Origin of the sequence: Micromonospora sp. M71_S20, from assembly GCF_003664255.1 — a bacterium.
Classification (GTDB): Bacteria; Actinomycetota; Actinomycetes; order Mycobacteriales; family Micromonosporaceae; genus Micromonospora.
In genome coordinates this window covers 647,043-669,368 of record NZ_RCCV01000004.1, presented here as the reverse complement: position 1 = coordinate 669,368, position 22,326 = coordinate 647,043, and the positions used below count along the sequence as shown (strand labels likewise).

Here is a 22,326-nt window from a genome sequence, read left to right as displayed (position 1 = left end):
CGCTGGAGCTCTCCTTCGCGCAGCGGCGGTTGTGGTTCCTGGAGCGCCTCGGCGGCCTCGGTCACGCGTACCACATGCCCCTGGCCCTGGAGTTGGCCGGCTGGCTCGATTACGACGCGCTGCGGGCGGCCCTGGACTCCCTGGTGGACCGGCACGAGGCCCTGCGCACCCGCCTCGTCCCCGCCGGCTCCGACGTGCACCAGCACGTCGACCCGCCCGGGGCCGGCTTCACCCTGCACACGCACGACCTCACCGGCGCGCCCGACGCCGCCGCCCGCCTGGCCCGGCTCCAGGACGAGGAGTTCACCGCCCCGTTCGACCTGACGGCCGGTCCCCTGATCCGGGGCCGCCTGGTGACCCTCGCCCCCGACCGGCACGTCCTGCTCGTCACGATGCACCACGTCGTCTCCGACGGGTGGTCCATCGGCGTCCTGACCCGTGAGCTGGGGGTGCTGTACGCCGCGCACCACCACGGCCGGCCCGACCCCCTGCCGCCCCTGCCCGTGCAGTACGCCGACTACGCCGCCTGGCAACGCCAATGGCTCACCGACGGCACCCTGCAACGCCAGGAAAACCACTGGCGACACACCCTCGCCGACGCACCCACCCTGCTCGAACTACCCACCGACCGCCCCCGCCCCACCGAACAGGACCACCACGGCGCCCACCTACCCGTCACCATCGACACCCACCTCACCACCGCCCTGAAAACCCTCACCACCCAACACGGCGGCACCCTCTACATGACCCTGCTCACCGCCTGGGCCATCGTTCTGTCCCGCCTCTCCGGACACCACGACCTCATCATCGGCACCCCCACCGCCAACCGCCGCCGCGCCGAACTCGAAAACCTCATCGGCTTCTTCGTCAACACCCTCGCGCTGCGCATCGACCTCACCGACAACCCCACCACCACCCAACTCCTACACCGCGTCCGCGACCTCACCCTCACCACCCTCGACCACCAGGACCTCCCCTTCGAACAGGTCGTCGAAGCCGTCAACCCCACCCGCAACCTCGCCCACACCCCCCTGTTCCAGGTCATGTTCGCCTGGCAGAACACCGACGACGGCGAGCTGACCCTCCCGGGCCTGCGGGTCACCGCCCTGCCGCCGCCCCACACCACGGCCAAGTTCGACCTCACGCTCGCGCTCGCCGAGCACGACGGCCACATCACGGGCAGCCTGGAGTACGCCACCGCCCTGTTCGACACCGCCACCGCCCAGCGGCACATCCGCTACCTGCGCCACGTCCTCACCCAACTCGTCGCACACCCCGACCAGCCCATCGACCAGCTGACCCTGCTCGACGAGCGGGAACGGGAGCAGGCGCTGCGCCAGGCCGAGCCGTCCCCGGTGGAGCGGGGCGTCGTCGACCGCTTCGCGCAGCGGGTCGCCGCGGCCCCCGACGCGGTGGCCGTGACGTTCGAGGGAGCGTCGCTCAGCTACCGCGACCTCGACGCGCGCGCCAACCGGCTGGCCCACCACCTGCGCGAGCACGGCGTCGGACCCGACACCCTCGTCGCGGTCTGCCTGCGCAGGTCGCCGGAGCTGATCGTCGCGCTGCTGGCCGTCGCCAGGGCCGGCGGCGCGTACCTTCCCCTGGACCCGGCCCACCCCGCCGAGCGCCTGGCCCACCTGCTGGCCGACGGCGCCCCGGTCGCCGTCCTCACCCACGCCGCGACCCGCACCACCCTCGACGGCCTGACCACCGCGCCCCTCGTCGACCTCGACGCCGACGCACACCGCTGGGCCGACCGCCCCACCACCGACCCCGACCCCGGCACCCGACCCGACCACCTCGCCTACGTCATCCACACCTCCGGCTCCACCGGCCAACCCAAGGGCGTGGCGCAGACCTGGCGGTGCCTGGACAACCTGATCGACTGGCAGCTCCGCTACGCCGCCCCGGGCAGCCCGGCCCCGGAACGGGTGCTCCAGTTCGCGTCGATCGGCTTCGACGTCTCCGCGCAGGAGATCTGGAGCACCCTCTGCCAGGGCGGCACGCTGGTGCTGATCGGCGAGGAGCGCGGCCGCGACCTCGGTCAGCTGCGTCACGTCCTCGCCGAGCAGGGCGTCCGGCGGGCGTTCCTGCCGGCGGCCGTGCTGCACCAGCTGGCCGGTCTCACCGGGGCCGTTCCCCCGCTCGCGCCCGGCTGCGAGATCGTCACCGCCGGCGAGGCGCTGCGGGTCAACGACGACGTCCGTGCCCTGGTGGCCGGGCTGGGCGGCCGGTACCTCTACAACCAGTACGGCCCGACCGAGACCCACGTGGTCAGCCAGTTCGCGCTGGCCACCGCGGCGGCGGCCGACTGGCCGGCGCTGCCGCCGATCGGCCGGCCGATCGCCAACGCCCGGCTCTACGTGCTCGACGAGCGGTGCGAGCCGGTGCCGGCCGGCGTGCTCGGCGAGCTCTACATCGGCGGAGCCAGCCTGGCGCGCGGCTACCTCAACCGGCCGGCGGCGACCGCGGCGCGGTTCCTGCCGGATCCGTTCGCCGGGCCCGGCGAGCGGATGTACCGCAGCGGCGACCTGGTCCGCCGCCGGGCCGACGGGACCGTCGAGTTCGTCGGGCGGGCCGACGACCAGGTCAAGGTGCGCGGGTTCCGGGTCGAGCCGGGCGAGGTGGAGAGCGCCCTGCGGCACGTTTCGGGCGTCCGCGAGGCGGCCGTCCTGCTGCGCGAGGACACCCCCGGCGACCCGCACCTGGTCGGCTACCTCGTCGGCGACGTCACCGCCGAGGCGGCCCGCGAGCAGTTGCGGCGCCGACTGCCCGAGCACCTGGTGCCGACCCGCTGGGTGGTGCTGGACCGGCTGCCGCTGACCGCCAACGGCAAGCTGGACCGGCGGGCCCTGCGCGCGCCGGAGCAGGCCGACGTCGCCACCGCCTACGTCGCGCCGCGCGACGACCGGGAGGCCCGGATGGCCGCCATCTGGGCCGAGGTGCTGCGCCGCGACCGGGTCGGCGCGCACGACGACTTCTTCGCGCTGGGCGGCCACTCGCTGCTGGCGACCCGGCTCGTCCACGCGATCAACGAGCGGATGTCGGCGCGGCTGTCGCTGCGTACCCTCTTCCAGAAGCCGGTCCTGGCCGACCTGGCGGCCGAGCTGGCGGGTGCCGGCTCCCCCGCCGCCGACGCCCTCCCGCCGCTCGTCGAAGACCCCGCCGGCCGGCACGAGCCGTTCCCGCTCACCGACATCCAGGAGGCCTACTGGGTGGGCCGCGGGTCCACCATCGAACTCGGCGGCGTCGGCGCGCACGGCTACAGCGAACTGCGGCTGCGCGACTTCGACGAGGAGCGCTTCACCCGCGCGCTGCACCGGCTGATCGACCGCCACGACATGCTCCGCGCGGTCTTCCACGACGGCGTCCAGCGGGTCCTGCCGAGCGTGCCGCGCTACGCGATGGCCCGGCAGGACCTGCGCGGGCTCGACGCGGAGACCGCCGAGCGCCGGCTGGGCGAGACCCGGGAGCGGATGTCCCACCAGGTGTTCGACGCCGGCCGCTGGCCGCTGTTCGAGTTCGCGGTGACGCTGCTCGACGGCGAGGTGCGGCTGCACGTCAGCCTCGACGCGCTGATCCTCGACGCGGCCAGCGGGCAGATCCTGGAACACGAGCTGGCGCTGCTCTACGCCGACCCGGACGTCGACCTGCCGCCGCTCGCGGTGACCTTCCGCGACTACGTCCTGGCCGAGCGGGCCCTGCGGCACACGCCGCGCTACGCGCGGGCCCTCGACTACTGGCGGGAGCGGGTCGGCACGCTGGCCCCCGCGCCGCAGCTACCGCTGGAGCGGCAGCCGGAGAGCGTCGAACGGCCGCGCTTCACCCGCTACGACGAGGTGGTGCCGGCGGAGCGGTGGAGCCGGCTGAAGGCGGTCGCCGGCCGGCACGGGGTGACCCCGTCGGTGCTGCTGGTGACCGCGTTCGCGCAGGTGCTGGCCCGGTGGAGCCGCCAGTCGCGGTTCACGCTGAGCCTGCCGCTGTTCAACCGCCTGCCGCTGCATCCCGGCATCAACGCGGTGATCGGCGACTTCACCTCGCTGGTGCTGCTGGAGGTCGACGTGGCGGCCGGGGTCGACTTCGTGACCCGCGCCCGTACGGTGCAGGAGCAGCTCTGGCAGGACATCGACCACTCGGCGGTCAGCGGCGTACGGGTCAACCGCGAACTCGCCCGCGCCCGGGGCACCCGCCACGCGGCCCTGCCGGTCGTGTTCAACAGCACGCTGGCCGAGGCGGCGCCCGACGTCGGCGACAGCGGCCTCGCGGCGGCGCTCGGCGGTGAGGTGCTGCACGGCATCACCCAGACCCCGCAGGTGTGGATCGACCACACGGTCCTGGAGGCCGGTGGGCGGCTGCACGTGAACTGGGACAGCATCGACGAGCTCTTCCCCGCCGGCCTGGTCGCCGAGATGTTCGCGGCGTACCGGACGCTGCTCGGGCGGCTGGAGGAGCCGGACGCCTGGTACACCACGGTGGACGGGCCGCTCGCCCCGCCGGTGCCACAGGCCCCGCCGGCCGGTCGTGGGCTCCTGCACGAGCTGGTCGACCGGCAGGCGCTGGCGACCCCCGCCGCGCCCGCGGTGCTCGCTCCCGACCGGCGGCTGGACCACGCGACGGTGCGCGTCGAGGCGCGGCGGCTGGCCGGGCGACTCCAGGACCACGGCGTCCGGCCCGGCCAGCTCGTCGCGGTGCTGCTCGACCGGGGCTGGAAGCAGGTCGTCGCCACCCTCGCGGTCCTGCACGCCGGGGGCGCGTACCTGCCGCTCGACCCCGACTGGCCGGCCGAGCGGGTGGCCCGGGTGCTCCAGCGGGCCGGGGCGGGGCTGGTCCTGGTGGAATCGGACCGGGTGGCCCTGCCCGAGGGCGTCGCGCGCCTGGTGGTGGACGCGACCACCGTCGGCGCGGGCGGGCCGGCGCTGCGGCCGGTCGACCTGGCGGAGACCGACGTCGCGTACGTGATCTACACGTCCGGGTCCACCGGCACGCCGAAGGGGGTGACGATCGACCATCGCGGTGCGGTGAACACGCTCCTCGACGTCACCGCGCGCTTCGGCGTCGGGCCGGCCGACCGGGTCCTGGCCGTCAGCGCGCTCAGCTTCGACCTCTCCGTCTTCGACATCTTCGGCACCCTCGCGGTCGGCGCGGCGGTCGTGACGCTCGACCCGGAGCTGGCCCGCGATCCCGCCCACTGGCGGGACGTGTCCCACGCCCACCGGGTCAGCGTGTGGAACTCGGTGCCGGCGCTGGCCGGCATGCTGCTCGACGACGCCGACGCCGGCCATCCGCTGCCGGCGTCGCTGCGGCTGGCCATGCTCTCCGGGGACTGGATCCCGCTCACCCTCCCCGACCGGCTGCGCAAGGCGCTGCCCGGGATCCGGGTCGAGAGCCTCGGTGGTGCCACCGAGGCGTCGATCTGGTCCATCCACCACCCGGTCGACGAGGTCGATCCGGCCTGGCGCAGCATCCCCTACGGCCGCGCGCTGGACCACCAGGGGGTCCACGTGCTGGACGACGCCCTGCGCCCCCGGCCCACCTGGGCCACCGGCGACCTCTGGATCAGTGGCGCCGGGCTGGCCCTGGGCTACTGGCGGGACGAGGCGGCGACGGCGGCCAGCTTCGTCGTGCACCCGGTCACCGGCGAGCGGCTCTACCGCACCGGTGACCTGGGCCGGCTGCGCCCGGACGGGACGATCGAGTTCCTCGGTCGCGAGGACGGCCAGGTCAAGGTGCACGGCTACCGGATCGAGCTGGGTGAGATCGAGGCGGCGTTGGAGGGCCACCCGCAGGTACGCGCCGCCGCGCTGCGGCTGCTCGGCCACGCGCAGGGCGAGAAGCGGCTGGCCGCGTACGTGGTGCCGGACGGTCCCGCGCCGGACCCGGCCGCCCTGGTCGCGTACCTGGAACGGCGGCTGCCGGCGTACATGGTGCCGGCGTCGTTCACCGTCCTCGACGCACTGCCGCTGTCGGCCAACGGCAAGGTCGACCGCGGCCAGCTCCCCGACCCGAAACCGTCGCCGGAGACCGTCGTCGAGGCGCCGGTGCTCACCGACCCGGCCGAGAACCGGCTGGTGGAGATCGTCGCCGAGATCCTCGACCTGCCCGTCGTCGCGCCCGACGCCAACCTGCTGCTGCTCGGCGCCACCTCGATCGACATCGTCCGGATCACCAACGCCCTCTCCGGGGCGTTGGGCTTCCGGCCGAAGCTGGCCCGGCTGATGCGCCAACCGACCCTCGCCGACCTGCTGCGGATGTTCCGCGAGCACACCGCCGAGCGGGCCGTCGTCGCGACCGCGCAGCGGGCCGCCACGGTGGTCGAGGACCCGGCCGCGCGCGCCGCGTTCACGGCGGACGGGCGGGGCCGTCGCGGCTTCGCGCCCGGCACCCCGGCGGTCGCGCTGGCCGCGCCGGCCGACCCGGCGTACGAGCGGCGCTACACCGACTACCGCTCGGTGCGCCGCTTCGACGCGGACCCGGTGCCGGTCGAGGCGCTCGGCCGGCTGCTGGCCGCCCTGCGCGAGCGGGAGGTCGACGGCCGAGCCAAGTTCCAGTACGGCTCGGCCGGCGGCACCTACGCCGTGCAGACGTACGTCCTGGTCCGGGCGGGGCGGGTCGACGGGGTGCCGGGCGGGGCGTACTACCACGACCCGGCGGCGCACCGGCTGCTGGCGCTCGGCCGCGACCGCGAGCTGAGCCCGGACGCCTTCGACTACTTCGTCAACCGGCCGGTCTTCGAGGCCGCCGCGTTCGCGCTCTTCCTGGTCGCGCAGCGCGCGGCCATCGAGCCGCTGTACCAGGAGCAGAGCGCGACCTTCACCGCCATCGAGGCGGGCGCCATGGCCCAGCTGCTGACGATGGCCGCCCCCGACCACGGTCTCGGCCTGTGCGGGATCGGCGCGCTGGACACGGCGGAGCTGGCCGCCCTGTTCGACCTGGAACCCTCCCACCGGCTGGTCTACGCGCTGCTCGGCGGCGACCGGCCCGGGACGGAGCCGCCCGGGCCCGACGCCGCGACCACCGACACGATCACGGTGGAACTGTGAACGCCTTCGAGCTGCTCGACACGCTCAACCGGCACGCGGTGGGACTGCGCGTCGACGGCGACCGCCTGCGCCTCACCGGTTCCCGCGAGGTCCTCACGCCCGACCTGCTGGCCGACCTCAAGCTCCACAAGGAAGAGCTGATCGCGATCCTGACCGGCGCCGACGCGGACACGATCCCCCGCCGGCCGCGACCGGAGGCGCCGGTGCCGGTCGCGTTCGCCCAACGGCAGCTCTGGTTCCTCGACCAGCTCTCCCCCGGCAACCCCTTCTACAACAACCCGGTGGCGTTCGACGTCGTGGGCGCCCTGGACGTGCCGGCGCTGGCCCGCGCCCTGACCGAGGTGGTGCGCCGGCACGAGGCGCTGCGTACCGTCTTCGCCCTGGTCGACGAGGAGCCCTGCCAGGTGGTGCGGCCGGCCGGGCCGGTCGCCCTGCCGGTCACGGACCTCACCGCGCTCCCCCACCCGCAGCGGTCCCGCCGCGCCGACGAGGCCGCCGAGGCCGAGGCGCGGGCGCCGTTCGACCTGGCCGCCGGCCCGCTGGTCCGCAGCCGCCTGCTCCGGCTGGCCCCCGACGCGCACCGCTGGCTGCTCACCGTGCACCACATGGTGGCCGACGGCTGGTCCGTCGGCATCCTGATCGGCGAGGTCGCCGCGCTCTACGACGCGTACGCGCGGGGCGAGGCCGCCGCGCTGGCCGAGCTGCCCGTGCAGTACCCGGACTACACACTGTGGCAGCGCCGGCACCTCGGCGGCGGCGAGCTGGAGCGCCAGCTCGGCTACTGGACGCGGACGCTGGCCGGTGCGCCCGCGCTGCTGGCCCTGCCGACCGACCGGCCCCGGCCGGCGGTGCAGCGCTACCGGGGCGAGACCCACGCCACGACGGTGGACGCAGCGGTGCTCCGCGGGCTGCGCGACGTCGGCCGGGCCGGCGACGCGACGCTCTTCATGACGCTCATGGCCACCCTGTCGGTGCTGCTGTGGCGCTACAGCGGGCAGGACGACGTCTGCGTCGGCACCCCGTTCGCCAACCGCAACCACCGCGACGTGGAGGGCCTGATCGGCCACTTCGTGAACACGGTGGTGATCCGCAACCGGCTGGACCCGGAGCAGCCCTTCGCGGCGCTGCTGGCCGACGTCCGCCGGCACCTGCTCGACGCGTACGCCCATCCCGACCTGCCGTTCGAGCAGCTCGTGGACGCGCTCAACCCGGAACGGCACACCAGCTACTCGCCGCTGTTCCAGGTGATGCTGGTGCTCCAGAACATCCCGCGCGGCCGGCTGGAGCTGCCCGGCCTGGTGCTGCGGCCCCTGTCGAGCAGCACCGGCGCGGCCAAGTTCGACCTGTCGGTCGAGGTGATGGAGCACGCCGACGAGCTGCACGTCCTCTTCGAGTACAACACCGACCTGTTCGACGCCGCGACGATCGCCCGGCTGGCCGGGCACTTCGTCCGCCTGCTCGGTCAGGTGGCGGCCGATCCGGCGGCCCAGGTCGGCGCGCTGCGGCTGCTCGGCCCGGACGAACGGCACCGCCTGCTGGTCGAGTGGAACCGCACCGCGCGACCGCTCACCGGGCCGGCGGACGTGGTGCGGCGGATCGCGGCGCAGGCGCGGCGGCACCCCGGCCGGCTCGCCGTGGCCGACGGCGACGAGCGGCTCGACTACGCCACGCTGGAGCGGCGGGCCAACCGCCTGGGGCACGCGCTGATCGCCCGGGGCGTCCGCCCCGACCAGGTGGTCGGCCTGCACGCGCCGCGCTCGGCCGGGCTGATCGTCGCCATCCTGGGCGTGCTCAAGGCCGGGGCCGCCTACCTGCCGCTGGACCCGGCCCTGCCGCCGGAGCGGCTCGCCGGCATGGTCGCCGACGCCGCGCCGGCGCTGGTGCTCGGCGAGGGTGACCTGGCCGCCGTCGAGGCCGAGGGGCGTTACGACGGCCCGCCCGGCGTCGTCGTGCACCCCGCCAACCTGGCCTACGTGATCTACACGTCGGGCTCGACGGGCCGCCCCAAGGGCGTCGCGGTCGCCCACGGCGGCGTCGTGAACCTGCTCGAGAACTGGGTGTCGCGGCTCGGCGCCGCCGAGGGGGAGGCGGCGGCGCTCTGGTCGAGCGTCGGCTTCGACGTCTCGGTGCAGGAGATCTTCCTGCCGCTGACCACCGGCGGGGCCCTGCACCTCGTACCCGAGGAGTTGCGCGGCGACCCGGTGGCGCTGACGGGCTGGCTGCGCGAGCACCGCGTCGTGCAGGCCTACCTGCCGCCGGCCTTCGTCCGGTGGATCGACGAGGACCCGGCGGCCCGCCTGGCCGGGTTGTCGCTGCGCCAACTGCTGGTCGGGGTCGAACCGCTGCCGGAACAGGGCCTGCACCGCATGCAGGAGGCCCTGCCCGGGCTGCGGGTCCTCAACGGGTACGGGCCGACCGAGACCACCGTCTACAGCACCGCCTACCTCGACCCGCAGCCGTCGGCCCGGCGGTGCCCGATCGGCCGGCCGGTGGCCAACACCCGAGTCCACCTGCTCGACGAGCGGCTGGAGCCGGTGCCGGTCGGGGTCACCGGCGAGATCCACATCGGTGGCGCCGGTGTGGCCCGCGGCTACCTGGGCCGGCCGGGGGCGACCGCCGAGCGGTTCGTCCCCGACCCGTTCGTGGCGGGGGAACGGCTCTACCGCACCGGCGACCTGGCGCGTCTCCTGCCCGACGGGAACATCGAGTACCTCGGCCGCCGCGACGGCCAGGTCAAGATCCGCGGCTTCCGCATCGAGCTGGGCGAGATCGAGGCCGCGCTGCGGGACCGGCCGGACGTACGCGAGGCGGCAGTGCTCGTCGACTCCGACGCCGCCGGCGAGCCGAGGCTGGTCGCCGGGGTCGCCCGGGGCGGGGCGCCGCCGTTGCTGGTCAGCGAGTGGCGTGAGGCGCTGTCGCGGCGGTTGCCCGGCTACATGATCCCGTCGCTCTTCGTGGAGCTGCCGCGGCTGCCGCTGACCACCAACGGCAAGCTCGACCGGGACGAGGTGCTGCGGCTGGCCCGTACCGCCGCGCCCTGGCAGGTCAACCTGGCCAGCCCGCGCGACCAGATCGAGCTGACCCTCTACCAGATCTGGAAGCGCCTGCTGCTGCACCCGGAGATCGGCATCAACGACCGGTTCTTCGACGTGGGCGGCACCTCGATCTCGGCGATCAAGCTGGCCCACGCGATCGGCGAGGCGTTCGGCGAACCGCTACCGGTCCACGAGATCATGCTGCACCCGACGATCGAGGCGCTCGGCGGCCGGCTGCGGCGTGGCGCGTCGGGCCGGCCACCCAGCAACCTGATCGAGTTCCGGCCGGGCGACGGCGCCGGACGGGTCATCTGCGTGCACCCGGCCGGCGGCACCGCGTTCTGCTACCTGTCGCTGGCCAAGGCGCTGCCGGAGTCCCTCGGCGTGTACGGCATCCAGTCCCCGGGGGTGAACCCGGGCGAGGAGTTCCTGCCCACGGTCGAGGCGATGGCCGAGGCGTACCTGGGGCAGGTCGCGCACCTGCTGGACGGGCCGGTGGTGCTCACCGGGCTCTCCTACGGCGGGCTGGTCGCGTACGAGATGGGACGCCGGCTGGCCCTCGCCGGGCATCCCGGGCTGAGCGTGGTGCTGCTGGACACCCTGGGCACCGACGACCCGGCCCACCGGGGCGCGATCGAGCCGGTGGACATGGCCGAGTTCCGCGACAAGCTCATCAAGTTCAACGGCATGTACCCGGGCATCGACGACGCGCAGATCGACCAGTACCACCGCGTCTACAACCACAACCGGTCGACCATGCGCGACTACCCGACCCCCGCGTCGCCGGCCCGGCTGGTGCTGTTGCAGGCCACCGCCGGGCGGGACGAGGCCTTCCTGCGCGAGGTGCGCGCCTTCTGGCGGCGACGCGGCGACGCCGACTTCCTGCTGGATCAGGTGCACTGCGACCACTGGGACATCTTGGAGAGCGCGGTGGTGCTGCGGGTCGCCGCGCTGCTGCGCGCCGAGATGGACCGGATCTCCGACGCCCGTCCGACGACGCCGGCCGTACGGGAGGCGTGATGGTCCCCGGTCCCGGTCTCGCCCACGCCGTGCTCGCCCAGGCCCGCCGTACCCCCGACGCGGTCGCGGTGGTCGACGGCGACCGGCGCCTCAGCTACGCGGACCTGGACGCCGCCAGCGCCGCCGTCGCCCGGTCCCTGCGCCGGGCCGGAACCCGCCCGGGTGAGGCCGTCGCGGTGCAGCTGCCGCGCGGCTGGCGGCTGGTCTGCGTCATGCTCGGCATTCTGCGGCTCGGCGCGACCGTGGTGCCGCTGGACCGGCAGAGCCCGCCCGCGCGCCGGGGGCACATGCTGCGCGACTCGGGCGCCGTGGCGGTGGTCCACGGCCCGGACGTGCCCGGCGGGCTTCCCGACGGGGTCCGGCCGCTGCCGGTGGCGGCGCTGCTCGCGGCGGACGCCCCGCCCGACGCGGACGGGCAGCCGACGCCGGAGGTCGCGCCCGCGCCGGTCGCGTTCGTCTTCTACACCTCGGGCACCACGGGCCGTCCCAAGGGCGTGGAGGTGCGCGACGCGGGCGTCCTGCGGCTGGCCCACCCCGGCTACGTCGCCCTGACCCCGGCGGCCCGCTACGCGAGCCTCGCCAACCCGGCGTTCGACGCGATCAGCTTCGAGGTCTGGGTACCGCTGCTGACCGGCGGCTGCTGCGTCGTGCTCGACGACGAGACGGTGGCGACGCCGCACCTGCTCGACGCCGCGCTGCGCCGGGAGCGGATCGACACGCTCTTCATCACGGTGGCGCTGTTCAACGCGGTGGTCGACGAGCTGCCGCACTGCTTCGCCGACGTCGGCCAGGTGCTGGTCGGCGGCGAGCAGCTCAACGCGCGGCTGATCCGCCGCTGGTACCGCGACAACCCCGCCAGCCGCACCCGGCTGCACAACGTCTACGGGCCCACCGAGGCGACCACGTTCGCCCTGTGCCATCCGGTCCCCCGCGACTTCGACGCGGAGGTGGTGCCGATCGGCCGGGTGCTGCCGGGCACCGACGCACACCTGGTGGTCGACGGCGACCGCCTCGCCGCGCCGGGCGAGGTCGCCGAGCTGTACCTCGGCGGCGCGGCGCTGGCGGCCGGCTACCGCAACCTGCCCGAGGAGACCGCCGCGCGCTTCGTCCGGCTGCCCTGGCTGGACGGCTCCGCCGGCCGCCACTACCGCACCGGCGACCTCGTGCGCGCCGACGCCGCCGGTCGCGTCGAGTACGTCGGTCGGGTCGACCGGCAGGTCAAGGTCCGCGGCTTCCGGGTCGAGCCCGGCGAGGTGGAGCGGCAGATCCTCGCCCACCCAGGGGTCCGGCAGGCGTACGTGTGCACCCGGCGGGACCCGGTGCACGGGACGAACGAGCTGCTGGCGTACCTGGTGACGGCCGCCGACCTGTCGTTCGCGGAGTTCGACCGGCACCTGGCCGCGGCCCTGCCGCCGTATCTGCGCCCGCACCGGGTCCACCGCGTCGGGGCGCTGCCGCTGACCGCGAACGGCAAGGTGGACTCCGACGCGCTGCTGCGGCGCGACGACCCGCCCTGGCGCGAAGGGCACGACGACCCGCACCCACGCGACACACGCGAAGGGCACGACGACCCGCACCCACGCGACGAGCGCGACGGCGGACCTGCCGACGCGGCCGGCGCGGCGTGGCAGCGGGCGGTGCTCGGGCTGGCCGGCGCGGTGCTGGGCGTGGCCGACCTGCGACCGGACGACCGGTGGATCGCCAGCGGCGGGGATTCGCTGAAGGCGCTGCGGCTGCGCTTCGAGATCCAGCGGCGCTGGGGCGCCGAGGTGCCGCAGGCGGTGGTGCTGGGCGGCGACCTCGCCGCGCTGGCCGCGGCGGTCGCGGCGGCCCGCACCGCGACCGGTTCGCCGTACCCGGTGCCGGCTGCCCCGGCCGGTGCCCGGTCCGCGCCGGCCACCTCGGAGCAGCAGCGGCTCTGGCTGTTGCAGCAACGCTCGCTGGCGTCCACCGCCTACCACGTGGGGCTCGCCTTCGAGCTGCGCGGCCGGGTCGACGTCGGCGCGCTGCGGCAGGCGCTGCGCCGGGTGGTGGCGCGACACCCGGCGCTGCGGACCGCCTTCCGGGCCACGCCGGAGGGCCTGCGCCAGGAGGTGGGCGAGCCCTACGACCCGTGGCGCGAGCCCACCGGGGGCGACGACGGCGACGCGGACGGGTGGCGCGAGCGCGCCCGCGCCCTCTTCGCCGCCCCCTTCGACCTCGGGCAGCCGCGCATGCTGCGGGCGTACTGGCTGGCCCGCGACGGCGGCGGGGTGCTGCTGCTGCACCTGCACCACATCGCGGTCGACGGCTGGTCACTCGACGTGCTGTTCCGTGGGCTGTCAGCCGCGTACGCGGCGGCGCTGGCCGGCACGACGGTGACCGAGGACGAGGACGAGCCCGCCCCGACCCCGCTGGACTACGCCCGGTGGCAGGCCGACTGGTTCGCCCAGCCGGCCTACCGGGCGCAGCGCGACGCCCTGCGCGGCCACTACGCCGACGTGGCGGAGGTCGCCGCGCCGCTGCGGCCGATCCGGCAGCGCGGCGGCACCGGGGACCACCTGCTGCGCACGACGATCGACGCGGAAGGCCGCGCCGCCCTCGACCGGCTCGGCGCCGAGCTGGGACTGACCCGCTTCCCGCTGCTGCTGACGCTCTTCGGCTGGGCCGTGTACGGGGTGACCGGCCGCACCCATCCGCGCGTCGCCAGCCCGGTGGCGAACCGGCCCGTGGGCGACTTCGAGGCCAGCGTCGGCATGTTCGCCAACACCGTGCTGCTCCCCCTGGCGCTGGCACCCCGGGAGGAGCTGCGGGCGCAACTGCGGCGACAGGCCACCGCCGTACGCGCGGTGCTCGACGCCCAGGACGTGGCGCTCGCGCACGCCGTCGCCGACCACGACTTCGGCGCCGACGCGCCGCTGTTCGACTTCCTCTTCGTCCTCGACAACACCGACTTCTCCACGCTGGCGCTGCCCGGCTGCGCGTCCCGCCCGGTCTGGCTGGCGCCGACCGAGGCCAAGTGCCCGCTCACCCTCTCGGTCGTCGAGCACGGGTCCGGCTTCGACTGCCTCTGGGAGTACGCCGACGACCACTTCGACGCCGCCGACGTGGCTGCGGCCGCCGACCTGTTCCGGCGCGGCCTCGACGCGTTGACCGGCGCCGGCACGAGCACCCTGGCCGAGCTGGTGCGGCCCTACCGCAGCGGCCTGCCCGAGCCCGGCCGGGGCCGGCGTACCCGGGTGGCCCTCCCCACCGTGGCCGAGGCCTTCGCCCGGCAGGTACGGGCGGAGCCGGCCGCGACCGCGCTCGTCGCCGGCGACCGCCGACTCAGCTACGCCGACCTCGACGCGTACGCCTCGGCGCTCGCCGCCGAACTGGCGCGGCTCCATCAGGTGTCGGCCGGCGACCGGCACCGCGTCGCCCTGTTCTTCGAGCCGTCGGTGGAGCACGTGGTGGCGCTGCTGGCGGCGGCCCGGCTCAACCTGACGGTCGTGCCGCTCGACCGGGCCTATCCGCCGGCGCTGCTGCGTCAGGTGCTGGGCCAGGTCGACCCGCTCTGCGTGCTGCTGGCGCCCGGCGACGAGCCCGCCCTCGACGTGATCGACGAGAGCGGTCACCCCCGGCACCCGGTGGTCCTGTCCTCCTCGACCAGGCCCGTCGCGCCGTCGTACGCCGGCCGCCCGCTGTACACGCTCTTCACCTCGGGCTCGACCGGCACACCCAAGGGGGTCCAGGTCGGCGACGCCCTGCTGGTCAACCTCCTGCGCTGGCAGAGCGAGGCCGGCGGCCTGGCGGGCGCGGCGGCGACCCTGCAGTTCTCCATGCTCTCCTTCGACGTCTCCTTCCAGGAGATCTTCGGCACGCTCTGCGGCGGCGGCACCCTGCACCTGCCCCGGCCCGGGTGGCGGCAGGACATGCCGGCGCTGCTGGCACACCTCGACGCCGCCGGCATCGAGCGGATCTTCCTGCCGTACGTCGCCCTGCAACTCCTGGCCGAGCACGGCGTACGCCTCGGCCGGTACCCGTCGCGGCTGCGGGAGGTCGTCACCGCCGGCGAACAGCTGATCTGCACCGACAGCATCCGCCGCTGGTTCGCCGGGCTGCCCGGCGCGCGCCTGTTCAACCACTACGGCCCGACCGAGACCCACGTGGTCAGCAGCCTCTGCCTCGACGGCGACCCGGCCACCTGGCCGGCCCGCCCGGCCATCGGCCGCCCGGTCGCCAACACCTGGCTGCGGGTGGTGGACTCCGCCGACGAGGTGGTGCCGCCGGACTGCCCCGGGCAGCTGCTGATCGGCGGGGAGCTGGTGGCGCCCTGCTACCTGGACGATCCGGCGCTCGACCGGGCCCGCTTCGTCGAGCTGCCCGGCCACGGCTGGTTCTTCCGCAGCGGCGACCAGGCCCGGTTCGACCGGGACGGTCTGCTGCACTACCTGGGTCGCGACGACCAGCAGGTGAAGGTCAGCGGGCACCGGTTGGAGCTGGGCCAGGTGGAGGCGGCCCTGCTGACGCACCCGGCGGTCGTCAACGCCGTGGTGGTCCGCGACGACCCGCACCTGGTCGCCTGTCTGGAGTCGCGGGCCGACCCACCGTCCCCGGAGGAGCTGACCGCTCATCTGGCGGGGCTCCTGCCCGCGTACGTGCGGGTGGACCGGTTCCGGCGGCTGGCGGAGCTGCCGCGTACCGCCAGTGGGAAGCTGGACCGCCGTCGCGCGTTGACCGCACCGGGCGAGGAGCTGCGGCCGGGCGCCGCCGCGCCGGCGCCGGTCATGTCGGCCCTGGAGGCACGGCTGGCCGGGCTCTTCGAGGAGGTCGTCGGGACACCGATCGGGCCCGACCGGCGCTTCTTCGACCACGGCGCGGGCAGCCTCGACCTCATGCGCTTCCACCTGCGCTGCGCCGCCGAGGGGCTGCCGCTGAGTATCCCCGACCTCTTCGAGCACGTCACCATCCGCCGCCTCGCCCGGTTCCTCACCGGACAGCGGGCCACCGCCGGCCCGGCGACGCCGGACGAACCGGCGGAGGTGGCGTCACCAGCCGCCGACACGGCAGCCCGGACGACCGAGACCGCGTCACCGGCCACCGATCCCTCACCACCGGCCACCGCGACGGCGCGGCGGGCGGCCGGGGTCGCGGCGACCGGGCGGGACGAGGCTGCTCAGGGCCCGACGGACGAGCCGGTCGCCGTGGTCGGGATGGCCGTCCGGCTGCCCGGCGCGACCGACCTGGCCGCCTTCTGGGCGATGGTGGAGGCGGGCGACCGGGGCATCGAGCACTTCGACGCCGCCGACGGCCTGGTCGGCGCCCGCAGCCAACTGGCCGGGGTGCTCGGCTTCGACCCGGGGCACTTCGGCATCAGCCGGCAGGAGGCGCGGCTGATGGATCCGCAGCAGCGGCACCTGCTGATGAGCTGTGTCGAGGCGTTGGCCCACGCCGGCATCGCCGACCCCGCCGGGCGACGGGTCGGCCTGCTCGCCAGCTGCGGCGAGAACACCTACTTCCAGACGATGCTGCGCGAGGCCGATCCGGCGCGGCTGCCGGACTCCTTCCAGTTGGCGCTGCACCACGAGAAGGACTTCCTGGCCACGAAGGTCGCCTACCACCTGCGCCTGACCGGTCCGGCCTTCACCGTGCAGGCGGCCTGCGCGAGCTCGCTGGTGGCGGTCCACGTCGCGGCCGGGCTACTGCGTCAGGGCGACAGCGACGTGATGCTGGTCGGTGGCGTGCTGGTGGATCCGTTGCTGAGCGCCGGCTACCGATACCAGCCGCAGCACATCTTCTCCCCGGACGGGCACTGCCGGCCGTTCAGCGACGACGCCGGCGGCACCGTCGGCGCCAGCGGGGTGGGTGTGGTCGTGCTCAAGCCCCTGCGGCTGGCCCGGCGCGACGGCGACACCGTCTACGCGGTGATCACCGGATCGGCCGTCAACAACGACGGCGCGGAGAAGGTCGGCTACGCCGCACCGTCGGTCGCCGGCCAGCGCGAGGTCATCCGTACCGCGCTGCGTCGCAGTGGACGGGCCGGCGGCGACCTGGGCTACGTGGAGGCGCACGGCACCGGGACGGAACTGGGCGATCCGGTGGAGGTGGCGGCGCTACGCCAGGCGTTCGACCTGGCCGAGCCCGACCGCATCGCGCTGGCCTCGGTGAAGAGCCAGATCGGTCACCTCGGCGCGGCGGCCGGGGTGGTCGGCCTCGTGCGCGCCGTGCTGGCCGTGCACCACGGGCTGATCCCGCCGAACGTCGACTTCCGTCGCCTCAATCCACGGCTCGGCCCCGATCCGGCCCCGTTCTACGTCCCCACGAAGGCCCGGCCCTGGCCCGTCGACCGGCCGCGCGTGGCGGCGGTGAGCAGCTTCGGCATCGGCGGCACCAACGCCCATCTGGTCTGCGAGGCGGTCGAGCCGGTCGGGGCCCCGGTCGACCAGCGCCGGCGGGCGGGGCGCGGCACCGACTCGGCCGCGCCACCGGGTGCCGGCGTACCGGTGATGCTGCTGGCAAGCGGCAGCGCGGCCGGTTTGCGCGCCGACGCCGCCCGCATCGCCGACTACCTGGCGGCCCGGCCCGAGGCCTACCACCGGGTGCTGCGTCACCTCCAGGCCGGCCGCACGCCGGGTCGGTGGCGGGCGGCGGCCGTCTGCGGCGACGTGGCCGCCGCCGTGGCCTGGCTGCGCACCGCGACCGCCGTCGAGGTCACCCCCGTCGAGGCGACGCCCGTCGCGGTCACCGGCCCGGCCGGTACGCCGCCGGCGGCCGACCTCGTCGCCGCCTGGCTGGCCGGGCGGCCGATCCGGTGGCCGGCCGGGCCGGCGCAGCCGCCCTGGGACTTCCCCCCGCCGGCGTTCGCGCTCGCCGACCACGAGTTCCCCCGCGCCCCGAAGGCGGGGCCGACACCCCCGCCCGGGTCGCCCCTGCCTACCGGAGCGGCATCAACCGGGGCGGCACCGTCCGTCGAGGTGGCACCGTCCGTCGAGGTGGCACCGCCCGCCGGGGCGGCACCGCCCGCCGGGGCCGTGCCGGCCGATCAGCCGTGGCCGGCGCGGCTGCCCGAGGCCGAGTGGCTGCACCAGCCGCACTGGGTGCGCTGGCGGCACGCGGAAGTCGACCCCGGGGCCCGCCGCCCGGAGACGCTCGTGGTCATGGCCGCGGAACCGCCGTCGCCGGCCGCGCTCCGCGCCTTCGCGGTGTCCCACACCCGGGTGGTGGCCGTCACCGCCGCCGACGGCTTCGCCCGGCTCGGACCGGACAGCTACCAGGTCGACCCGGGCGATCCCGAGTCGCTGGGCCGGCTGCTCGACGCGCTGACCGGTGCCGCCTCCCCGGCCGGCCCCGGGCGCAGCGGCGTCGACTGGCTCCACGCGCTGCCGTTGGCCGTCGACGGACCGGTCGACGCGGACGCGCTCGCCCACTCGTACCGGGCCTGCGTCGACACCCCGGCGGCGCTGCTGGCAGCCGTCGCCGCGCTACCCGGCCGGTCCCGGCTGCGGGCCTGGTGGCTGTCGCACCAGGCGCAACCCGTGGACGACGACGTACGCCGGCCGGAGCTGGGCCTGCTCGCCGGGGTCTGCGAGGTCGCACCCCAGGAGGGCGACGTCGAGAGCCACTGGGTGGACCTGCCGGGCCCCGATCCGGCCGACTGGGCGCCGGCGCTCGCGGCGCTGCTGACGGAGGAGACACCGCCACCCCGACGACTCGCGCTGCGCGGCAGCTACTGGTGGGAGCAGGCGCTGCTGCCGGTCCGCCCGCCGGCCGCGACGGCCACGGGTCCGCTGCCCGCCGGACCGGCCGTGTACGTGGTCCTGGGCGGCACCGGCGGCATCGGGCGGAGCATCGCCGCCTGGCTGTTGGAACAGGGCGACTGCCGGGTGATCCTGCTCGCGCGGCGCGGGCCGTTGCCGGTCGTGCTGGCGCCGTGGGCCGATCGCGTCGACCTCGTCGAGGTCGACCTGGCCGAGACCGGTCCCGACGAGTTGCTGGCCCGGCTCGACGACCGGACCCGACGGGTCGACGGGGTGGTCCACGCCGCGGGAATCGCGGCCGGCGGGCTGATCGGCCGGCGGGACGCGGCCGCGATGCGGCGGGCCACGGCCGGCAGGGCGCACGGCGCGCTGCTCGTGGAGCGGCTGGTCGCGCACCACCGGCCGGCGTTCGTCGTCTACTGCTCGTCCATGTCGGCGCAGCTCGGCGGCGTCGGCCAGCTCGACTACGCCGCCACCAACGGGCTGCTGGACGGCTTCGCCCGGCACCGGGCGACCGGGGCCGGCACCACGCTGCGGATCTCCGTCGGCTGGGACGTCTGGAACGAGGTGGGCCTGGCCCGGGACGCCCTGCCCACCGACGCCCGGCACCGGGCGCACCTGGCGGTCGGCCTCTCCGTCAACGAGGGACGCCGGCTCTTCGCCCAGGCCCTGCGGCTGCGGCTGCCGCACCTGCTCGTCTGCACCACCGCGCTGGACCGGGCGCGGGAGTTCTACGCGCCACCGGCCGGCCCGCAGGTCGCGACGCCGACCGTGCTGCCCCGGTCGGCGGCCGACCAGGTCGGCGATTGGCTCTGCGACTGGCTGGGCACCGACCGGCTCGACCCGGCCGCGTCCCTCTACGACCTGGGGGCCGACTCGCTGCTGCTGCTGGACCTGATCGACCGGGTCAAGGAGCACTTCGGCGTGAGCCTCGGCCTGTCCCAGCTGAGCCACCGGGTGAGCCTGGCCGAGGTGCTGGGGCTCCTCGGCGAGCCGGTCCACGCCGCCGAGGCCGCCGAGCCCGCCGTGGCGGTGGAGGTCTGGCAGGCGGGTCGGGGGCGTGCGGTGCTCTGCCTGGTCCATCCGGTCGGCGGCGACGTCCAGGCGTACCGGTCGCTGGTGTCGGCGCTCGACCCGGAGCTCACGGTCTGCGTCATCGCCGATCCCGCGCTGGTACGCCCCGGGCAGCCGGCCTGGTCGCTCGCGGAGCGGGCCGCGCGCTACCACGCCGCGCTGCGGGACCGCTTCCCCCGGGACGAGTGGCGCTGGCGGCTCGCCGGGTGGTCGTTCGGCGCCTGGGTGGCGCTCGGGATGGCGGCGGAGGCCGAGGCGGCCGGCCAGCCGGCGGACGAGCTCTACCTGCTCGACCCGCCGCCGCCGGACGCCGCGCCGGCCTTCCGGGCGTACGACGAGGAACGGCTCGCCGCGCTCTTCGCCCACGAACTGGGGGCGGCGACCGGCGCGAACACCGCGGCGACGGCGTACGCGGACGCGCTGGCGCGCTGCTGCCGGGCCAACCTGGCGAGTATGGCGCAGCACACCCTGCCCCGGCTGGCCGGGACGCCCGGGCGGCTCTGGCTCGCGGGCCGCCCGACGGCCGGCCTGCCGGCGCTCGGTCCACCGCAGGAGCAGGCCCGGAAGTGGCGGACGCACCTGACCGGGCTCGCCTGGCACCTCGTCGACACCAGCCACTACGGCATCGTCGGTGCCCCACACGTGGCGGCGGTGGCCGAGGCCATCAACGAGGCGGAGCCGGCCACCGACCCGAGGGCGGCGCGATGAACCCGTACCAGTCGTTGCCGTCGCGGTCGTTCTGGCGCACGGCCGTGGCCGAGCCGGAGATGCTGGCCATCGGTGAGGTGTGGACGCCGAAGTTCGGCCTCGACCCGGACGACGCGGTCCTCACCGCCGGCTCCTGCTTCGCCCGCCACCTCGGTCCCGCCCTGCTCGACGAGGGGATGAACTGGCGTGAGGTCGAGCTGCCCCCGCCGGGGCTGACCGAGGCCGAGCGGCGGGCCCGCCACTACGGCGCGTTCTCCTTCCGCACCGGCACCATCTACACCGCCGCCACCCTGCGACAGTGGCTGACCTGGGCGCTGGCCGACGACACCGGGCCCGACGAGGTCTGGCGCGAGGGTGACCGGTTCTTCGACCCGTACCGCCCGTCGGTCGAACCCGACGGGTACGACTCGGCGGAGGCGGCCCTGGCCGCCCGCCGGTCCACCCTGGCGGCGATGCGGGGGGCGATCGCCGAGGCGGGTTGTCTCATCTTCACCCTCGGGCTGACCGAGGCCTGGCGGGACGTGGTCACCGGCACCGTCCACCCGGTCTGCCCGGGCACCGTCCGGGGCACCTTCGACCCCGGGCGGCACGTCTTCCACAACTTCACTGTCGCCGAGGTGCACCGGGACCTCTCCGCCGTCGTCGCGCTGCTGCGCGCCGCCAACCCCCGGCTGACCGTCCTGCTGACCGTGTCGCCGGTGCCGCTCACCGCGACCGCCACCGGGGCGCACGCGCTGACCGCCACCACGTACTCCAAGTCGGTGCTGCGGGCCGCGGCTGGCCAGCTCGCCCAGGAACACGACCACGTCGACTACTTCCCCTCGTACGAGCTGATCACCGGTTTCCCGTTCCGGGGGGTGTTCTTCGCGCCGAACCTGCGCGCGGTGACGCCGGCGGGGGTGGCCTTCGTCATGCGCCACTTCTTCGACGCCCTCGAACGGCGACGCGAGGGAACCGGGCCGACACCGCCGACCGCGACGGCGTCGGACCGTCGCGTCGACATCGCCGACGCCGCCGACGGAGGTGAGCTCTACTGTGACGACGCCGTCCTCGACCACTACCGCGCCCGTTAGGTTCCTGCTGCTGGGCGACTCGCACGCCGGGCCGATCGCCCGCGCGGCCACGGCGGCCGGGGTGCCCTTCGTCGGCGGGCCGGTCGGCTCGGGGCGCGACTTCAACGTCGGCTTCTTCGACGTCCGCGACGACGGCCTGGTGTTCCGGGACGCCGCCGTGCAGGAACGCCACCGCGGCTTCCTGGCCGAGCTGGGCGTGACCCACATCGGGCAGCTCGCCGTTCCGCTGGTCTTGACGTTCGGGCTCAGCGCCCACTTCTTCGCCACCACCGAGAACTGGCGGATCTACCGGGCGGGCGACGGCGCCTTCCCGGCGGGTTTCCTCTCCGGCGGGCTCTTCGACGACATCGTGCGCGCCATGGCCCGCGACGCCCTGGCCTTCCACCGCCACGCCCTCGACCTGGGGCTGCGTGTGCTCGCGGTGCTGCCGCCGCAGCGGGTGCCGGGGATGTCCGACCCGCTGGTGTTCATGGCGGCCCAGGAGACGATCCGCCGCGCGCTCGTCGCGCTCGGCGTGGAGATCGTGGACCTGCGGGCCCGGGTCACCGACGGCACGGGCCGGCAGCGGGCCGCGTTCTGCGAGCCGGACGACCCGATCCACGGCAACCTCGCCTTCGGCCGGCTGATCGTGGCCGACCTGCTGGCCCGGGGCCTGTGA

Annotated in this window: 5 protein-coding genes (1 of these 5 cut by a window edge); all 5 read left to right on the top strand. The window is 75.4% G+C overall.

Annotation, left to right across the window (positions count from 1 at the left end; translation table 11 throughout):
- Tightly spaced (each overlapping or abutting the next), the 5 genes in view from DER29_RS31885 to DER29_RS31865 form a layout consistent with a single transcriptional unit that may run on beyond the window.
- Positions 1-7,040, top strand: partial view of a non-ribosomal peptide synthetase gene (locus tag DER29_RS31885; protein ID WP_158619128.1) — the 3' portion only. Its footprint begins 6,559 nt before the window's first position; 7,040 of the gene's 13,599 nt are visible here — the last part of the coding sequence; its start codon lies off the left edge, out of view; its stop codon occupies positions 7,038-7,040.
- Entirely contained in the window at positions 7,037-11,095 is a 4,059-nt protein-coding gene (locus DER29_RS31880) for a non-ribosomal peptide synthetase (RefSeq protein ID WP_121401318.1), read from the top strand. Before DER29_RS31885 ends, DER29_RS31880 begins: the two co-directional genes overlap by 4 nt.
- Positions 11,095-20,595: a non-ribosomal peptide synthetase gene (locus DER29_RS31875; protein WP_121401317.1), complete on the top strand. Its 9,501-nt coding sequence runs from the start codon at positions 11,095-11,097 to the stop codon at positions 20,593-20,595. The genes DER29_RS31880 and DER29_RS31875 overlap by 1 nt, the downstream gene beginning before the upstream one ends.
- The gene (locus DER29_RS31870) at positions 20,592-21,668 is read left to right on the top strand and encodes a GSCFA domain-containing protein (RefSeq protein WP_121401316.1); all 1,077 of its coding nucleotides are present in this window, start codon (positions 20,592-20,594) and stop codon (positions 21,666-21,668) included. Before DER29_RS31875 ends, DER29_RS31870 begins: the two co-directional genes overlap by 4 nt.
- Positions 21,631-22,326 (top strand): hypothetical protein, encoded by a 696-nt coding sequence (locus DER29_RS31865; protein ID WP_199729635.1) that lies wholly within the window; start codon positions 21,631-21,633, stop codon positions 22,324-22,326. The genes DER29_RS31870 and DER29_RS31865 overlap by 38 nt, the downstream gene beginning before the upstream one ends.

Excerpts from the sequence above, each read along its gene's own strand:
- DER29_RS31875 (WP_121401317.1), top strand. The coding sequence starts at position 11,095 with ATGGTCCCCGGTCCCGGTCTCGCCCACGCCGTGCTCGCCCAGGCCCGC.
- DER29_RS31870 (WP_121401316.1), top strand. The coding sequence starts at position 20,592 with ATGAACCCGTACCAGTCGTTGCCGTCGCGGTCGTTCTGGCGCACGGCC.